The sequence below is a fragment of the Mesorhizobium sp. NBSH29 genome (assembly GCF_015500055.1).
Lineage (GTDB): Bacteria > Pseudomonadota > Alphaproteobacteria > Rhizobiales > Rhizobiaceae > Neomesorhizobium.
The window spans coordinates 2,428,961-2,444,360 of the sequence record NZ_CP045492.1 but is presented as its reverse complement, the minus strand read 5'-3'; the positions used below and the strand labels follow the sequence as shown (position 1 = coordinate 2,444,360).

General features: G+C 56.9%; 21 protein-coding genes. 1 reads left to right on the top strand and 20 read right to left on the bottom strand.

All coding sequences use genetic code 11. The features are described 5' to 3' along the window. Position 1 precedes the first annotated feature (1 nt). The 10 genes from GA830_RS12240 to GA830_RS12195 all read right to left on the bottom strand — a co-directional run bounded on the left by GA830_RS12240 (position 2) and on the right by GA830_RS12195 (position 8,158). Complete coding sequence (locus GA830_RS12240; RefSeq protein ID WP_195162124.1) at positions 2–1,534, bottom strand: hypothetical protein; 1,533 nt, start codon at positions 1,532–1,534, stop codon at positions 2–4. Continuing rightward, positions 1,527–1,748: a hypothetical protein gene (locus tag GA830_RS12235; protein WP_195162123.1), complete on the bottom strand. Its 222-nt coding sequence runs from the start codon at positions 1,746–1,748 to the stop codon at positions 1,527–1,529. Before GA830_RS12235 ends, GA830_RS12240 begins: the two co-directional genes overlap by 8 nt. Then, positions 1,741–2,115, bottom strand: coding sequence for a hypothetical protein (locus GA830_RS12230; RefSeq protein ID WP_195162122.1), 375 nt, complete (start codon positions 2,113–2,115; stop codon positions 1,741–1,743). The genes GA830_RS12235 and GA830_RS12230 overlap by 8 nt, the downstream gene beginning before the upstream one ends. Then, complete coding sequence (locus GA830_RS12225; RefSeq protein WP_195162121.1) at positions 2,112–2,537, bottom strand: hypothetical protein; 426 nt, start codon at positions 2,535–2,537, stop codon at positions 2,112–2,114. The genes GA830_RS12230 and GA830_RS12225 overlap by 4 nt, the downstream gene beginning before the upstream one ends. Before the next feature lies 1 nt (position 2,538). Continuing rightward, the gene (locus tag GA830_RS12220; RefSeq protein WP_195162120.1) at positions 2,539–2,904 is read right to left on the bottom strand and encodes a hypothetical protein; all 366 of its coding nucleotides are present in this window, start codon (positions 2,902–2,904) and stop codon (positions 2,539–2,541) included. Between the two features lie 366 nt (positions 2,905–3,270). Continuing rightward, on the bottom strand, positions 3,271–3,681 hold the full coding sequence (locus GA830_RS12215) for a hypothetical protein (protein WP_195162119.1): 411 nt from the start codon (positions 3,679–3,681) through the stop codon (positions 3,271–3,273). 3 nt (positions 3,682–3,684) lie between these two features. Beyond that, positions 3,685–6,456, bottom strand: coding sequence for a phage tail protein (locus GA830_RS12210; protein ID WP_195162118.1), 2,772 nt, complete (start codon positions 6,454–6,456; stop codon positions 3,685–3,687). 2 nt (positions 6,457–6,458) lie between these two features. Then, complete coding sequence (locus GA830_RS12205) at positions 6,459–6,869, bottom strand: DUF6950 family protein (protein WP_195162117.1); 411 nt, start codon at positions 6,867–6,869, stop codon at positions 6,459–6,461. Then, a complete protein-coding gene (locus tag GA830_RS12200) occupies positions 6,866–7,498 on the bottom strand; it encodes a hypothetical protein (RefSeq protein ID WP_195162116.1) in 633 nt (210 codons plus the stop codon). The genes GA830_RS12205 and GA830_RS12200 overlap by 4 nt, the downstream gene beginning before the upstream one ends. A gap of 3 nt (positions 7,499–7,501) precedes the next feature. Beyond that, positions 7,502–8,158: a hypothetical protein gene (locus tag GA830_RS12195; protein WP_195162115.1), complete on the bottom strand. Its 657-nt coding sequence runs from the start codon at positions 8,156–8,158 to the stop codon at positions 7,502–7,504. Between the two features lie 105 nt (positions 8,159–8,263). Between GA830_RS12195 and GA830_RS12190 the strand changes: the two genes are divergently transcribed. After that, the gene (locus tag GA830_RS12190) at positions 8,264–8,659 is read left to right on the top strand and encodes a hypothetical protein (RefSeq protein ID WP_195162114.1); all 396 of its coding nucleotides are present in this window, start codon (positions 8,264–8,266) and stop codon (positions 8,657–8,659) included. Positions 8,660–8,662: 3 nt separating this feature from the next. Here the strand turns inward: GA830_RS12190 and GA830_RS12185 are convergent, their stop codons facing one another. From GA830_RS12185 to GA830_RS12140, 10 genes are all read right to left on the bottom strand, one after another. After that, positions 8,663–10,786, bottom strand: a complete 2,124-nt coding sequence (locus GA830_RS12185; protein ID WP_195162113.1) for a hypothetical protein — start codon at positions 10,784–10,786, stop codon at positions 8,663–8,665. A gap of 2 nt (positions 10,787–10,788) precedes the next feature. Further along, entirely contained in the window at positions 10,789–10,959 is a 171-nt protein-coding gene (locus tag GA830_RS12180) for a hypothetical protein (protein WP_195162112.1), read from the bottom strand. Between the two features lie 140 nt (positions 10,960–11,099). Further along, positions 11,100–11,450, bottom strand: a complete 351-nt coding sequence (locus GA830_RS12175; protein WP_195162111.1) for a hypothetical protein — start codon at positions 11,448–11,450, stop codon at positions 11,100–11,102. Further along, a complete protein-coding gene (locus tag GA830_RS12170; RefSeq protein ID WP_195162110.1) occupies positions 11,450–12,139 on the bottom strand; it encodes a phage tail tube protein in 690 nt (229 codons plus the stop codon). Before GA830_RS12170 ends, GA830_RS12175 begins: the two co-directional genes overlap by 1 nt. 2 nt (positions 12,140–12,141) lie before the next feature. Continuing rightward, positions 12,142–12,510 carry a tail completion protein gp17 gene (gp17, locus tag GA830_RS12165; protein WP_195162109.1) on the bottom strand — a complete coding sequence of 123 codons (369 nt, stop codon included), beginning with the start codon at positions 12,508–12,510 and terminating at the stop codon, positions 12,142–12,144. Between the two features lies 1 nt (position 12,511). Continuing rightward, positions 12,512–13,051 (bottom strand): HK97-gp10 family putative phage morphogenesis protein, encoded by a 540-nt coding sequence (locus tag GA830_RS12160; RefSeq protein WP_258045421.1) that lies wholly within the window; start codon positions 13,049–13,051, stop codon positions 12,512–12,514. Next, positions 13,038–13,376 carry a phage head closure protein gene (locus GA830_RS12155; protein WP_195162107.1) on the bottom strand — a complete coding sequence of 113 codons (339 nt, stop codon included), beginning with the start codon at positions 13,374–13,376 and terminating at the stop codon, positions 13,038–13,040. Before GA830_RS12155 ends, GA830_RS12160 begins: the two co-directional genes overlap by 14 nt. Continuing rightward, on the bottom strand, positions 13,376–13,927 hold the full coding sequence (locus GA830_RS12150) for a head-tail connector protein (protein WP_195162106.1): 552 nt from the start codon (positions 13,925–13,927) through the stop codon (positions 13,376–13,378). The genes GA830_RS12155 and GA830_RS12150 overlap by 1 nt, the downstream gene beginning before the upstream one ends. Beyond that, positions 13,927–14,121, bottom strand: coding sequence for a hypothetical protein (locus GA830_RS12145; RefSeq protein ID WP_195162105.1), 195 nt, complete (start codon positions 14,119–14,121; stop codon positions 13,927–13,929). The genes GA830_RS12150 and GA830_RS12145 overlap by 1 nt, the downstream gene beginning before the upstream one ends. Positions 14,122–14,185: 64 nt before the next feature. Continuing rightward, positions 14,186–15,397, bottom strand: a complete 1,212-nt coding sequence (locus GA830_RS12140; RefSeq protein WP_195162104.1) for a phage major capsid protein — start codon at positions 15,395–15,397, stop codon at positions 14,186–14,188. Positions 15,398–15,400: the final 3 nt, after the last annotated feature.

Here is a 15,400-nt window from a genome sequence, read left to right as displayed (position 1 = left end):
GTTACGCATCCTCCTTTTCGCGCTCTGGAATAAACCTACCTTCTGCGTCGCAATTGTCATCCATATGCTTGACGAACGCGTCATTCCGCTCGGCTATTACCACCCAAGAGATGAGGTCTGTGGAGCTTGCATCTTCGCATGTGATTTCAAACGCACCGTCCACAATCGGTGATGGTTTTAGTCTGGCAAATCCGTCCTGATTTTGCAGGGCTGTAACTATTGCGTTGGTTGTTAACGCCGCAAAGGTGCCAGTCGTCATATCGCTGGTGTCGTCGATATCCACGATAGCGTGGCCGCCAACGAGGCGGGCGGTCCCACGATAGATCAGTTCATATCGCGGGGACTCCACGAACCCGTGCGCGAGATCGCGATTTTCTGGGTCCAGCGGATGGTCGATTAAGAACGTACCGGAACCCTTGGAGATTGACCCATAGATGATGACATTGTTGTTAAAATTCCAATGCCCGCCAACGTTATTGTAGAACCCAATGCTGTTTCCAAAGCCGCTGACTACGCCGACTCCAATTTCCCCAACATAAACGTTGGACGAATTGTACCAGTAATGCTTCCCGTTAGCTGAACCCCCTATTAAGATAGAGGCTTTCGCCGACAATAAACCGGTAGTCGAAACGTCACCCGTAAAAGCTGCTCCAGCAAGCGCCGCCGCCCCGATAGCAGTGCGCGCAGCTCCCACATTTGCAGCCGTCACAACACTGTCGCCCGTGGCGGTAATGCCCAACGCGCTGCGCGATGCTGCCGTGGTTGTCAGCGCCAATATGCTGAGCCAAAGCGCGCTGACATCTGATGGAATTTCCCTCCACGCCCCCCAAGGAGGGGATGCTGGTCTTACCCTAATATGAGTTTTTAGGTTCGTTTTAGACCAAGCGATCTGAATAGTCTGGTTACCTTCCTGACTCATAGCCAGCAACATTCCACCCGGAAAACCAGTAGGAATGTTCAACGTAGTGTTGTTAATGTAACGCCAACCGTTTTCCCTAAAACTGTCACAATCTACAAGCGGGTATTCCGCTCCCCGACTACCCAGATATTTCAACCGATCCGGCAGGCTTCCATCGGGAATCACCCCCAGCCCTGCGTATGCCTGCGCTGCCGTAGTATCAGCCAGGCGCGCCCGCGCAAATGCCGTGAGGCTCGTTAACGCCATCGTGCCAGCGCCGGTGAAATACCCTATTTTGTCAGCCGCTCCCGCCAGGCCAGAGAATGCGGACAACACTCCGTTTTTTAACTGCTCCAACATTTCACGCGTGGTGCCCTGCATCCGGGCAGTATCGGCTGTAATGCCGATCTCATAGGCCGCTGCAGTCTGCGCCGGGCCGGTCCATGGATAGGCCAGCGTGATCGAAGTATTGCTGTTCACCGAAAGGATGCGAACGCCGACACCTTTATGAGTGCCCCAAAGATCGCCGGGATAGACGTTGCCGGCCCATAGCGTGCCGATCCCTGTCACAGCGGTCCCGCCGGCAGCAACGGTCGCGTTGCCGGCATTGTAGAATGAAGGGAGAATATCAGGCATCGCTTACCTCGCCACGTTCGCTGTCGGCAATGTGTTCTTCCATCACCTCGATCAGCTTTCTGCTCTCCTCGAGACTGCGCTGGAGCATCTGGATCTCGGTTTGCAAGATCATGCAGCGGCCACGGTAGAAATCGACCGCAGCACCATGCTCAATTGCCGCCGCCATGGGATCGATGCTGACCGTCCGGCTTGAAACGTCCGCGTTCTCAGGCATCGGAGGCCCCCACTTCGCGCCTGGCCTTTTTCAGGACGGTCTCGATCATGAAGACGTGTTGAGACCGCGAGATTTCAAGCTGATACGCCTGCCGAAGCATCTCCAACTTTGAAGCAGCGTCCTGCCATTCGACCGACTTTTCCACGATACGTTCAGCTTCTGTCGTGCCCCCGGGGATGAACGGAGACTCCCTTGGCTTTGATACCTTCGCGCCTGATAGAACCCAAAGCGCTGCCGCGAGCTTGAGCGTGTAGAGCCCCGCCTTCGGCCCAAATGCCTCGTTGATGCGCGGCAGAAAGATCGCATCAAGTTCGGCGCGTGCTGCCTGCTGTTCAGCGACGATGTCTTTGCCAATTTTCATTTTCATTGTGCTGTGATCTCCGTTTCCCATGGCAGGTATGGCCATTGGTCAATTGCGAGGCGGAAGACGCCGGGCGTCGATGCAGTGATTGTAATTTCGCCGCCTTCAATGACGTGCTCGACGCCGTCCATCGTCAGCGTCACGGGATCGGGAAGCCCCGCGATGATGCATTCAGCGACACCATCTGCCGCGATAACGGAGCTGCTGATCGTCGCTGCGATCTCCGGCCTGCGTGCAAGTTCACCGGACTCCAAATCGCAGTACCAGTGGCTGTGAATGTCGGGCGGGCACTCGCCTTCAACCACGACGAAATTCTGATTGTTGTCGACCAGAAAGCTGAAATCCGAGACGGGCGTAATAAGCGCCCAGCGCGGGAATCCGTTCGGCTCGAAAACCACGATGAATGTGGAGGGAGGTGGTCCGCTCATGTCAAAGAACCCATACTGAATAACGGCAGGCATATCCCGCACTCAGCGCCTTGACCTCCATGCGGTCATTGTAGACGCGGTACTGGACGAGCCCCTGTTTGTCGGAAGAACCGACGGCGCGGCTGGAATGCTGCCAGACCCCTGCCGCCACCTCGACAAGCATGCTGACGAGCGGGAGGATCGGGAGCGTCAGACCAAACCAATACGAGGTGAAGCCAGTGGTGGTGGACAGCGTTCCTGCCTGGAACAGGCCAATGCTCATGTAGTTGGAATTGAACAGAAGGTTGATGTCCGAAGCCGAAAGAACGTCGATGCCGGGCCTCGATAACTTCACGCCCGAGCTGTTCATGATGATCCGGTTGGTCATGCGGCCACCCAGACAAACCAATAGACATAGACTGTCCCGGGGCTCGCGTTCCCGAACCGGACGCTGCTTGCCGTGAGATCGCGATAGCTCACCTTATAGGTGGGATAATAGTAGTATCCGGATGTTCCTGAGACGCGGAAATGTATCCTTGGCGTCCCTCCGAAATTCGGAAAATAAACATCGGCGTGGTCGCTACCGCCTCCGACCGGGCCTACTGCAACTACCCCCGCCGCCGTGTTCTGGACCACTCCAGCGCCCGCCTGATCGGCAAGGAGCAGATCCCCCAGACCCGCTGTGAGAACGTCTGCCCCTGTCCGGGAAACCCGGAACTTGTAAGTGCCTCCGTGCAATCCTAGAATGATCCGATTAGCCAAGGACGCCTCCCTCAGGAGAAGCAAAAACGGTGTAGAAGCAGTCGAAATCCCGGTTGTCGCCAGGAGCCATTCGATCCCCGGCAGTGAAGTCGAGGCCGGTCCGCTTCACGCGGAAAAACTGATAATAATCCGGGATGTAAAAGTACCCCTTCGCGGAAACGAAAAGGAAAACCGGAATAAAACCGAGATCAGGCCACGTCACGACATCCGTGCGCGTTCCACCTTCGGAAAGTCCAGACGCGACATAGAACGAGCCTTGCTGATGGATCATCAGCGTCTGGCCCCATGTGCTATCGAAATGCAGCAGCGAGCGAGCCAGGCCCATGTCCAATGGATTGTAGCCTGGCTTGGTCACCCGCAGCCGGGTATCGCCAAGCGGCGTCCGTCCCAGAAGTGTGCCCATCAATCAATCCTGAAACAGCAGATAGCCGCCGTTGCAGTCCATCTTCATTTTGGCGTTAAAACCCTGGATCACGCCGGCGTTAATCAATCCGGCATTCAGGACGTTGAGAGAGGCTTCGCCACCCGTGAACACGAACGGCTGGCGCAGAGTGGTTGGCGAACTTGGATCTGCGATGATGAATTGCGACGCAGCGACCGTCATGCGGCTCAAGCCGCTGGTGTTAGCGTCAAGAAACACAGCAGCAGTGGTAAAGGTGCCACCGACCCCCGCACTCGCCTCCAGCCCGACGCGCGACCAGCCTGCGCCGGGTGACGCATAAGCTTGCACTCGAAACGTGCCGGAAGCTGAAATTTCCCCAATGCTCGTATTGGCCTGAACAATGGCGTTAGCATTTGCCGTGACCAAGCCGTCTATGGTGGTGATCTGTGCTTGCTGTAGCGAGATGGTATTGGCCAGCGCCACGTTCCCCGTCGTGGGATCGAGTACCGCGACCTCCAGAACTTCAAGCCGCTGCCCCAAGGCCGATCCCGGCCCAGTTGCGACTTCTATGTCCAGCGTCCATTGTGCTCTGGCGCCATTGACGGAAACACCCAAAGTTTCCACGCGCTGTGCCAGAGCGGAGTCCGGTCCGGTTGCGAGCAGGATGTCCAGCGTCCATTCAGCATTGGCTGTTCCGAATGTCGATGTCAGTTCTTGTCGGACCTGTGACTTGTCGCGGTAGTTGGCAAAATCCTGATCGGCGTTGTGAAGTGCCTTGCGCTGCGCATCGAGGATAAGCTGACGTGTCCCGTCGCCCATCCATGCGATTGTCTTCTTGATGTCGTCACCAAGCTGCTCGACGCTGATCGGGTAGATATCTTCGGGGCCAAAGCGGAGATCTGGCGTCGTGACAGTAAGCCAGCCCGACCAGAGCGTTTGACGGTTCGTAAACGGAATGTAGCGCCCGCGCGCCTGATAGGTTTCTGCCGGCAAAAGGCTTTGCGAAATTATCGAGGAACCCGTTTGCGGCTGGTCGGTTCGCCCTCGATAGACATGCGCCGATGTCGAGGCGAGACGGATTTCGTATTCCACGCCTTGTAGATCAGCCTGAACACCATCCCACGAAAGCTTGATGGCGGGCCTGCGCGCTTTGCCGTTCGTGTCATAGACTACCGCCGGCTCCGCATACCAGTCGATGATAGGCTGAGGTGCGGGCGTAATCGGAGAGATCGGACCGACCGTGAAGGGAAGCTTGTCGGTTCCCGGCGTCCATGAATAATCGGACGGATCGACTTCTAGGAGCGACACAGCCTGGTTGACGTTCTCAAGATCATCCATTGCGGAGATCTCGAAAATCTTGCTGCTGTACCCATTGCGGGTGCTCGACCATGAAGCCGTGTCCAGCGGCTCGAGCAACCATGCTTCAGGCGGAAGGGTGATGCGTTGCCGTGCAAAGCGGCGGTTGGCTTCAAGCAGTGATTTTTGCAGCCGCTGGACTTGGAGCGGGTACGGGACGGCGTTGAACTGGACACTTGCAATATTTGCCCTGCCGTCATCACTCGCCACATAGAGCGCATTTGTGCGCAGCGGCGCGTCTTTCATCGCCCATGCAGCATCTTGGTCGGGGTAGGACGCAGAGACGCCGTTGAACGTGTTTTCCAAACCGGGGAACGGGTCTGACGACTGGCTCTCCGAAATCACCACGTTTTCATCGGTGAAGAAATATGCGGGCAGTGCCGGCGCGCCGACATGGATCTTATAGATACCGCCATTCTCAGCCATGCGGGCATTGCAGGCTTTCAGAAGTTCTTCGATAACCTCAAGCGGCTCCTGCTCCACTCTGATCTCATAGCCACTCCGAAACTGGCGCTCTCCCTCGACGATCACATCGCATTCGTTCATGGCGGCAAACCACGATGACAAAGGCAACCGGAGGGCTGGGATATCCCCGCCGTAAACCTTGGTCGCGCCGAAATAGATGCCGCGCAAAATATTGTAGATGATGACGGCCGGATTATCCGAAAAGGCGAATGTTTCCGGGCTGCCCCAACGCTGGGCTCCACTGCCCCCGACCGAACTGTCCTTGCGCGGATCGTAGAGAGCTATCCCTTCGACAATCCATAGAGCTTGCGGGCGGTCTTTGAACAGATCGCGTTCGACTTCCGATGTCAGGATGACGTAGGCGACACCGCGCCCGACCATGTCGTTTGTCCAAGGGCGAACTGGATCGGCGCCGAACTTCTCAGACAGTTTCGCATCTGGGGTGGTCGACCCCTGCGGAAAATATTTGGCGAATAGGAAGTAGAACCCGTTCTTGGTGTATGTCGGGAACGGATAGCTGCCGGTGCCGAACCAGGAGTGAGATAGCGTCTGATCGCCCAAGGCTGGGTTGCGCGTGAGTTTCGCGCCGTTCATCCAGACATCATTGGAAATGCTGGTTACAGGCAGGTCGGAAAGGCTGATGACCTGACACAGGCCCGCGTTCGGAGTCTTGTTTACCGTGCCCCAGCTATTTGCATAAGGGAGGTGGCCCGCAGTCGCAAAGGTTCCGACGATGAATGATTGCGGAGAGATACCCCCGATCTCAATCGTGGTCTTGATGCCCGGAACCTGCTCCTTGCCCTTGTTGCGCATCTTCTGGAGCAGCGAAGCGCCGTATTGAAGCGCGACACCAATGACGAGCTTGCCGATGGCGGTGGACGCAAGCATGCCGACGAGGCCGAACACCGGCGCTGCATGGGCGTGCGAAAGCCCCGCCAGGATGAACCAGGCGGCAAGCAGGATGCGTGAAATCATGGCTAGACCTTAAAGGCGCGTTCTGCCGTCAAGAGATCGACGGACCCAAGCCCGCCCTCCTGCCGCACGAAAAGAATGCGCGGACCCTGAACCACACCAAGCGCATACAAGCCGGCGTCCGTGGCTTTGATGGCCGCGATGTCGCCAACCTGCGCATGGGATGGGTGAATTTCTTCAAACAGCGAGGCGGCATAATCCGCATGGTTGGCAAAGCCCGCCGCTTTCAGCCTCTTGAGGCCACCAGCGAGCGTCTTGTACTTCCCGCGATGATCCGCCCCAATATCCGCGCCGGTCATCACGTTGACCGCCCCTGCAGCGAACAAGGCACAATCGAATGTGCCCCACGCGAACGGTTGCGCCTTCACGTCATCGACGTAATCAGCGAGAGCGGACCGCCAAAACGAATACCTCATCCGATCGGCCCCTTGTTTTCACCCCAAGAGATTTCCCATTGCCCGGCAACGTCAGTGTATTTGTAGAACCGATCTCCACTGCGCAGCCGCTGGCTTTCGTCGGATTTCTTGGCGGTTCCTTTTTTCGTGAGCGAACGAGTGTGGGAAACGAGGTTCAAGGTAATGCTCCCCGTCTCGCCTGCTTTCGGCGTCTCAATCGGTGCGCTGTTCACAAAGCCGAGGAAGCGTGACAGTGCCGGCGCAATCGGGTTGCGCGTGTCGCGGTTGAGGTAAATCCGGTGGATTTCGACCGGAGCATTGCGAACGTCATAGCCGCGAACCGCAAGCACAATGGACGGATGCAATTGCCCGAAGATCACAGATATTGTTCGAACAGAGAGGTCCGTTACCAGCGGGATTGACGGGATTTTCATGTTCCCCGCCGCGCCGTAATAAGTGCGTGTTGCGGGAGCGCCGGTGGCGCCTGAGATCACATTGATGTCGCTGGTGTCGTCGCCAGTCCACAGCCCTATGGATTGAGGCGCGCCGGTAGTCCGGTTTTTGGCAGTGATCCAGATCAGATCACGATAGATGAGACCCGCCCTTGCCTGCATCTCGGCAGATGTTGAGGCGTCCGCGTATTTTACCATGACTTACCCCAGCGTCTGGATGACTCGGAACGACATGCCGCTCGTGATTACGGGCGCACCCTGTCCTTCCTCGAATGAGCCCGGAAACAATCGGACCTTTGCCGCTGGCTTGATGAGCGAAACCGCGATCCCGGCTGTAGCGCCTGGTCGAATGTGCGGGCGAACCTCGAATGAGGGCGAAACGCCGGCACCGCTTGCCGTGACGGTTTCGACAATCCGATGCAGCGCACGGCGAACCGGGCTTGTACCGTAGTTGAACGACAGCATGTCGCCTTTGGAGAGATTATAGAGTGCAGGCAGCCCACTTACGATCAGCGCCTTGTTGTTCGGGTTGATCGAGGAAATCACGGGATTTGCCGCTCCCAGCTTCGAGCCGGTCGGGTCATCAATCGGATAAATCGCGCGCGGATCGTACAGAAAGAATGTCTGCATCGAGCCTTCAAGAGTTTCGATATCCGCCTGAACGGCGCGGGCATCTGCGTGATCGGCTGGAACGAGAGACACTTCACCCGTCCAGAGAGACGGCCCCATGTCACCGGCAATAATCTCGCCAGAGCCCAGCATGGAAATTTCTTGCTGCTCCTGGAGCTTCCATGTGACCGATGCAATTTTAAGTGTATCGGCAAATGAGTTGAGCGCGCGCGGATATGTGATTGCCATTATTGGTTACCCGATATTCTCTGCGGCCCACGTTATCGCCAAGTGATGCTGACTCGACATGGGAACATTTCCTTGATTGGGTGCTGCTTCATTAGGGAGGGGATAATGAAAATCAAAATGCCGATGGAAGGCGATTACGACCCAGAAACTAAGATGCTCACAGTGTCAGGCGAGGACACTGAAGGGAATCCATCGAAAGTGGAAATCCAAGTACCGTCGCCAGGCGAGTTTATTGCTTGGGTCGCTGCAGTCCTTTTCGAGAAGGATTACAAAGACAAATCAAAGCTCAGCACGCTGCGCGTAGATCGAGTTGCATTTTCCACTCATAAGCATGAAAATGGCAGACACTCAGTGGGTATGATATTTGGGAAGGGTGACTTCCAAATAGCGTTTTCCCTACCTCTTCCGACCAAATCGGATCAGAGAGTTGCGTCCATCGAATTGCATTTGCAGCAGGCACTTCAAGAGATGGGGTTTGTTGGCCCCCCGGATATGCAATAGCCATCAGCCAACCGCCCTTGGATCTTCACTGATCTGATTGACACGAACGGGAAGCTCTTGGCGGCTGAACTGGTCAATGCCCTCACGGACACCCGCAGAAACCATTTGGCGAATTTCCGAATTGCCGTTGGCACCTGATACGCGAACATTGATGTTCACCGCAGTTGGCGAAGCTTTCCCCCCGCTTCGTTGGCCTGGCTTGGTGATATCGACCTGTTCGTTGGGCGATTTGCGGAATGCGACAAGCTGGCTGTCAATACCGCCTGTTCCACCAGGCAAGATTGTTCCGCCGCTGGCAAAGCCAACCAGCCCACCGAACAGGCTTTTGAGCAATCCACCGCCACCACCGCTGCCGGTGAATCCCGAAAACAATCCGTTGATCAAGCTGTCGGTTCCAAGCTCTGTGAGCTTCTCACCGATCCGGCTTAGAACACCCAGAGCAGCCTCACCGAAGGACGCCCATCCACCGAGCCCCGACTTGATGTTGCTCATGAAATCCGAGAAGAAACCGCTAGCGGCGTCCTTGACTAAGCTAAACCCTTCGCTTGCGGAATCGACAGACTTACGGAGCCCCTTCCAAGGATCGGTTGCCGATAACGCGGCATCCTTCATCGCTTTCCCGGCCTTGGACGCCCCACCGCCGCCAATGTCATCAAGTAGATCCGAGGTCGTAGTTAGGCCCGTGTTGAGCCCGGAAAAGGATTTAGCGATCCCGCCTATATAATCGTTCGCATAGGCGTCGTTGAAAGCAGACTTAACTTTGCTGCCTACGTCGTTAGCGACACCTGCGTAAGGGTTTTTGATCCCCGCGCTTTTATAGCTTTGCGGGCTTCCGAGGTCGCCTAGCTGGACTGCATTTGCAACATCGCCACCAAGCGCCGAGACCGCGCTGCGCAGCCCTCCATTGATCTTCGCAATAAGGCCGTTGAAGATCGCGACGACCTCCCCGACCATCCAGTTCATGGCGTCTATAAATTTGTTCGCGCCTTTGTAGCCGAGATCTCCCAACGCTGCGGGCAGAGTACTCCATGTGGATTTGATAGCCTTGAAGGCGCCGACAAAGGTGCCGACGATGACGTTTCCGACTCCCTTCACAATGGCGACGACGTCAACCCCGATTGCCTGTTTGATCGCATCGCGGAAATGGTAAACCGCGACGATCACCGCAGCTATTGCAACCGCGATTGCAGTCAGAGGGTTTGCGAGGATTGCGGCTTTCAAAGCCACGAAGGCGCCCACGAGATTGACCTTGATCGCAACGGCAAGATTGAGAACCGCAGCAAGGATCATTGGTGAAAACATTACCGCCAGCGCGCCGCCCGCAACAGCAAGGTACTCAGCAAAAACAGGCAGATAATCAACCGCCGACAAGATCCACTGGACAAAAACCACCATCGCATCGGAGATCACCGCCAGAGCTGGTGCAAGCGCCGCTGTCAGGCCTAATGTCAACCCGGTCACCGCGTATCCCATTCGCGACAGGTTGTCGTTGAACTGTTCAGCTGCGGTCGCGGTTTTCTGGCTGACTTCAAGCCCCAAGGCCTTCGCCTCAAGCAACATGCCGTTTAGCGCAGCAGATCCGCCATTCAAAAGCGGTATCATGTCCGCGCCGGCACGGCCCATCAATTTCATCGCCAGCGCGGTTTTCTGTGCCCCGTTCGGCATAGACGCAAACTTGTCGCTGATTTCCGCCATGACCTGGCTGGAAGATTTCAGCTTGCCGTCGGCGCCAACAACTGAAATTCCAAGGCGATCAAATGCCTTCTTGCCTTCGCCAGTGCCATCGGCGGCATCCGCCATATTTTTCGACAGTTTGCCGACGCTGGTTTGTAACCCTTGAAGCGATACTCCCGATAGATCGGCAACATATTTCAGCTTCGATAATTCCTCGATTGGAATACCGATCTTCGCCGCCATCTTCGACATCTCGTCTGCGGAGTTCAACGCGCTTTTGACGCCAACCGCCAGCGCGCCTGCAATCGCAGCACCCGCAGCGGCAGCCGCCAGAGCGACAGTTTTGCCGAACTTGGCGAGGCTCGATTGAGCCGTGCCAAGCCCTTGCGAAAACTGCGCCGTGTCGATCCCCAGATTGACGCGAAGCGCGCCGATTACTGCATTACCAGCCATTGTCACTTACCTTTGAATGATCCAGCCCAAGCGGAAAACGATGCAAAGTCGCGCTGCCAGTCGGGCTTTGCGATTTTCGCGGATTTGTCGCTTTGGAGCAGGTTCTTGAGCTTGGTAAAATTCTTCGGCTTCTCGGGCGCATAGGCGGAAAGATATGCGATATGCCAAGCCATCCATGCGCGCTCGTTGTGTTCTCGGCTGAACCTCGAAGCCACTCCGGACAAAATGTTGTCGATTTCCCTCAGGGTCAGACGCCAAAAGAGTTCATATGGCTGACCAGCTTCAACCCAGGATCTTACCAGCGACGACCAGTCTATTCGGTCGCCGCCTTCTTGGGGCGGGGTTCACCGCCCTTCGCGTCAGGTGAAGCAGCCATGAATGCGTCACCAATCAACTTGCCGGCTGCCAACATGCCGATATCGTCAATGATGCCGCCAACCTCTGTAATCGTCACGCCATCGTGATGCTCTTGCAGCCCGCCCCACATGACCGCGCGAACAAGCTTCATGGTCGCGGTTTTCGGGTCGCCAAGCAGCACGCCGATTTCGGAGATGGACTTGTCCACCTCCGTTTCGATTTCGCACATGGCATTGACGCCGAGTTTCAGGGTCCAGTCTTTGCCGCCGGACTTGAAGCCGATTTCGCCCCGTTCGCGGTTTGCCATTATGCGGCCACCGCCGAGGTTGCGGCAGACGTAACGACAGTGGTGAAGCCGTCATTCGTGCCTGTCACTGCCACGGTGACAGTCTTGGTCGCATCGCCAACGACAGGAACGTAGGATGACCCTGTAGCGCCCGCTACGACAGCTGCCGCTACTTTCCACTGATAGGTCAGTTCCATCGCCCCAGCCCATGCGCCGCCGTCTACAGTAAGCGGCAGGCCGACCTTTGGAGTTCCAGAGATCGACGGGACCAACAGATTGATAGGCGCCGCAATTTCCGTAATTACAGGTTCGCCCGACACTTTCAGCGTCAAGGTTGCGGTCATCTTGTCATCGATTGGCACGTCTTTTTCGTAAGATCCGCGCGAGGCCGAGAAGATGATCTGGACGCCATTTGGGAACGTGAGACGACAGACGATGCGCTTGCCCTTGATTGAGTTCAGGAAGCGATCCGTTGCCGAGCCCGGCACATAGTTCATTTCAAATGATGCCTCGCCCGCATCGGTCAAGCCGGGAATAAATTCCCGGTAGCGGTTCGGGCTCTGGAAATGCGTGGCATCGACCTGATCGTCCGTATCAGACGGAGGTGTGGCGCTGAAAGTTTCTCGAATGAAAGTGAAGGCTGTCGGCGCGGTTGCGAGTGCGATTTCGAGAACCGTCCCGTAACCAATCCTTGCGGCTGTGTCGGCCATGATTATGCTTCCTTGTGTTGAATGATGATGTCGATTGACTTGCGGAAAAGGCTGGTCACGTCGCCGGCGTCCGCTGCCGGAAGATCACGCTCGCTGTCGATGAAAATGCCTTGGATGATGCCGGCGCGGTGCCCGGACAGGATCGAGACGACGCTGCGGGCCATTGAGGCCACGCTTGAATAGGCCTTGTCGTAGCAGTCGATCTGCACCCGGCTTTCGACCAGTCCCGACGCGCCTTGGAGATGGTAATCGCGAATACCGGTGATCCGCTGCATGATGACATAGGGCGGCTTCTGCCCCTGCGGTGCGCGAACCCAATAGCGGTTGCCGCCTGCGACCGGCGCAAGCAGGGTGGTCAGCAGAATTTCCATGCTATTTGCCTTTTGCGGCTCGTTTGGCCAAACGCTGCGCGGCTTTCATGATCTCGCCGCCAAGTTCGTTCACGATGATGCTGAGCGCCTTGTCTTTGTTGCCGTCCCATGCCGGACGCATGTAGGGATGCCCCGGTTGGTTTTCTGACCCGAATTCCTGCACGATCGTTTTGATTGCCGCCTGCTTGTTGCGAGATTGGAGCGGTCCAACAAATATCTCGGCGAAATCATTCGGGTTCGCCTTTCTGGCGCCACGTAAGGCTTGGCCGGCTTCTGCTCGCGTTGCCCCGCTCCGCATCGCTTCCGCAAATACATTGTTGCCAGCATCGTGACCTTTTGGCTTCTTTGCACTCATGACGATACGCCGCTTAAGTTCGCCGGTTTGGGACGGTGCGTGCGATTGCGCGCTGTCTCGGATTGGTGTGGCAGCTTTTTTCAACGTTCGATTGAGAACACCTTTTGCTGTCGCTTTCGTCAGTTTTCCAAGCGCCTCGTCCAAATCGCGCAGGCCCTCGATTTTTACGGTTTTAGATGTCCGCATCGCGAACCGCCGTAATCTCGATAAACTGGTTGCGACCCTCGGCCGTCTCTTTAACGCCCTGGATATTCCAGATCGCGCCGTCGTAATTCAGGCGATCCACTGGCGTGATGGTCTTTGCCAACAAGCTGGACCGGATCACAAACCTGCTGCGGAGAATGGACCCGACTTGGCCGGCAGCAAAATTCTCGCCATCCGAAACGTCTTTGCGCTGCGCCCAAACAGTGGTGAGAGCGGCCCATGTTTCGACATCTTCATTGTATTCGTCTTTGATCGAGGTGAACCGCTCGATTGTTATGCGGCGGTCAAGTTTCCCAGCACCGGGCATCAGACCCCAACCCTTCGAAAAGGCGCAATCAGCGCATCCACAGCCATCGGAAGAACAATCGCGCTATCGCCCGTCACGGCCTCGCGGTGGGCGTACCAGTGTCCCACCAGCAGGAGGATCGCGGTTTTGAGAGCAGGTGGTACGGATTCATAGCCGGCGATGTAGGTGACTGAGACTGGGCCGGACACAGACACGCCTTTGAACTCAATCCGGGACTGTCCGCCAGCATCGGTCTTGACCGAATATGCTCCCGGATCAACCGTGGCTGGAGCGCCGTTGGTATCGGTGTACTCGACACTAGTGACAGACATAACCGGGCCAAGCGGCAGTGGCAGGCAGGAGGAGAACCCATCGAAGTCCTGTTTCCATGTCTGCTCCACCAGGCAACGACCGAGGATTCCCGTCCAGCCGTCCAGATGATCGGTAGCAGCTTGGATCATGCCTTCGATCAGCGTGCTGTCATCCGCAGAATCGACGCGTAACTGCGCTTTGGCCTCGTCCAGTGTGACAGGCATTGACGCTGGCGCGGTGACAAGGACGGGGCGGTGCATCAGTCTGCGCTCTGCTCTGCGTCATCCGATTTTTTAGCGCGCGGTTTAGGTCCGGTCTTGGCCTCGAGCTTGGTCTCGGCAACGAGCTTCCGGCCGATAAATCCCTTCGCCTGAGCGTCGGACATCGTGACAGACGCGCCGCGCCGGTAAACGTTGGCCCCGTGTCGAAAGGTTTTCAATGCTGTGAGTTTCATGGTGATGCTCCTTCGGTTCATAGAGAGGGCGAGCAGAACACGCCCCCCTTGATGAGCCGAAATGTTACGGCGCTGGCACCGTAAACGGGCCAGTGACGAAGGCTTCCGGACGCTTGACCGCAAGTGCCAGGCGTTCTTCGCAACGGATCGAGATGAGGTTTTTCTCAAAATCGTCGACGTTTTCAGTCGAAACCACGACGTTCGCATCTTCACGGTCGAAGATTTGAGCGGCGATTCGGAAAGCACCCGTCAGGAATTCGCCCTCAAACTCCGGAGCTTCCGTCGCGACGACAGGCAGGCCCCAAAGTGTCGGGCCGGCCAGGCTAAGCGGGTTGCCGATGATATATCGGCCAAGGGTGTCCTTGGTCAGTTCGATCTTCGCCCAATCGATGAAGTGCAGGACAAAGCCATCGGCCGGCAGGCGCGCGAGCTGCGCCTGCAACATTGCAAGACGCAGATCGTCAATCGGCGTCTGGTTCTCCACAGCGAACGCAGGCGCGAATGCCTCCGCCTGCGGGACGATGCCTTCGAGATTGCCGCCAAGACCAGAGCCGAACAGAATCTGCTGCTCTTCTACGAACTTCAGGCCATAACGCATTTCGGCGTCAATCATGGACTGCAACTGCGTGAAGTCATCAAGGATCTGTTTCGACGCCTTGAACATGTGCGCGATCGTTGCGACCGGCGTGATCTTGGTGGCGAACTCGATGTCGGAATACGGCTTTGCGGTGCCTTCTGTCGCAATGATTGCGGCGGCGTTGGTAAAGCCGGTTTGCTGCACCCAGAAGATGGCCGGCGACGTAGTACGCCCAGGTGCGATCAGGTCGCGGATGAACAGCCGCTGCTTCGGCATCACGTCGATGCCGGGCAACCGCTGCGGCTCCACGACGCCCTCGGCGATGTCAGGCGATGTAGTGACGTTCGTCACGGGAACGCTGATGCTCTTTCCGCGTCCAATGCTCGAAGTGACGCCCTTTAGAGCTCCCCCCTCAATCACCTGTTGGCCGAATGACTTGGGACGCTCGGACGCATCGCCGCTGCGGCGAGCGCCTTTCTGTTCGACTTCACCAAGGCGAGCCTTGAGGTCATCGACAGCGCCGGTCAGCGCGGTCTGGGTCGTGGCTAGCTCATCGACCACGCCCTTGGTGTCTTCCGAAAGCTTGCCATAGTTCTTGACCTCGGCCATCGCGGCTTCGGCTTTGCGGGAAAACTCGTCGCTCACGCGCACGAGTTCGTTGGAGACCTCCGTCAGGAGCTCCTGTGTGGTCTTTGACATGTG

What these genes read in the sequence shown, in the direction of transcription:
- GA830_RS12145 (WP_195162105.1), bottom strand. Translation starts at nt 14,121, where the DNA reads ATGAAACTCACAGCATTGAAAACCTTTCGACACGGGGCCAACGTTTAC.
- GA830_RS12180 (WP_195162112.1), bottom strand. Translation starts at nt 10,959, where the DNA reads ATGGCTTGGCATATCGCATATCTTTCCGCCTATGCGCCCGAGAAGCCG.
- GA830_RS12160 (WP_258045421.1), bottom strand. Translation starts at nt 13,051, where the DNA reads ATGCGGACATCTAAAACCGTAAAAATCGAGGGCCTGCGCGATTTGGAC.
- GA830_RS12200 (WP_195162116.1), bottom strand. Translation starts at nt 7,498, where the DNA reads ATGGTAAAATACGCGGACGCCTCAACATCTGCCGAGATGCAGGCAAGG.
- GA830_RS12175 (WP_195162111.1), bottom strand. Translation starts at nt 11,450, where the DNA reads ATGGCAAACCGCGAACGGGGCGAAATCGGCTTCAAGTCCGGCGGCAAA.
- GA830_RS12195 (WP_195162115.1), bottom strand. Translation starts at nt 8,158, where the DNA reads ATGGCAATCACATATCCGCGCGCGCTCAACTCATTTGCCGATACACTT.
- GA830_RS12240 (WP_195162124.1), bottom strand. Translation starts at nt 1,534, where the DNA reads ATGCCTGATATTCTCCCTTCATTCTACAATGCCGGCAACGCGACCGTT.
- GA830_RS12150 (WP_195162106.1), bottom strand. Translation starts at nt 13,927, where the DNA reads ATGCACCGCCCCGTCCTTGTCACCGCGCCAGCGTCAATGCCTGTCACA.
- GA830_RS12205 (WP_195162117.1), bottom strand. Translation starts at nt 6,869, where the DNA reads ATGAGGTATTCGTTTTGGCGGTCCGCTCTCGCTGATTACGTCGATGAC.
- GA830_RS12210 (WP_195162118.1), bottom strand. Translation starts at nt 6,456, where the DNA reads ATGATTTCACGCATCCTGCTTGCCGCCTGGTTCATCCTGGCGGGGCTT.
- GA830_RS12225 (WP_195162121.1), bottom strand. Translation starts at nt 2,537, where the DNA reads ATGAGCGGACCACCTCCCTCCACATTCATCGTGGTTTTCGAGCCGAAC.
- GA830_RS12230 (WP_195162122.1), bottom strand. Translation starts at nt 2,115, where the DNA reads ATGAAAATGAAAATTGGCAAAGACATCGTCGCTGAACAGCAGGCAGCA.
- gp17 (WP_195162109.1), bottom strand. Translation starts at nt 12,510, where the DNA reads ATGGAAATTCTGCTGACCACCCTGCTTGCGCCGGTCGCAGGCGGCAAC.
- GA830_RS12215 (WP_195162119.1), bottom strand. Translation starts at nt 3,681, where the DNA reads ATGGGCACACTTCTGGGACGGACGCCGCTTGGCGATACCCGGCTGCGG.
- GA830_RS12140 (WP_195162104.1), bottom strand. Translation starts at nt 15,397, where the DNA reads ATGTCAAAGACCACACAGGAGCTCCTGACGGAGGTCTCCAACGAACTC.
- GA830_RS12235 (WP_195162123.1), bottom strand. Translation starts at nt 1,748, where the DNA reads ATGCCTGAGAACGCGGACGTTTCAAGCCGGACGGTCAGCATCGATCCC.
- GA830_RS12170 (WP_195162110.1), bottom strand. Translation starts at nt 12,139, where the DNA reads ATGGCCGACACAGCCGCAAGGATTGGTTACGGGACGGTTCTCGAAATC.
- GA830_RS12190 (WP_195162114.1), top strand. Translation starts at nt 8,264, where the DNA reads ATGAAAATCAAAATGCCGATGGAAGGCGATTACGACCCAGAAACTAAG.
- GA830_RS12185 (WP_195162113.1), bottom strand. Translation starts at nt 10,786, where the DNA reads ATGGCTGGTAATGCAGTAATCGGCGCGCTTCGCGTCAATCTGGGGATC.
- GA830_RS12155 (WP_195162107.1), bottom strand. Translation starts at nt 13,376, where the DNA reads ATGCCCGGTGCTGGGAAACTTGACCGCCGCATAACAATCGAGCGGTTC.
- GA830_RS12220 (WP_195162120.1), bottom strand. Translation starts at nt 2,904, where the DNA reads ATGACCAACCGGATCATCATGAACAGCTCGGGCGTGAAGTTATCGAGG.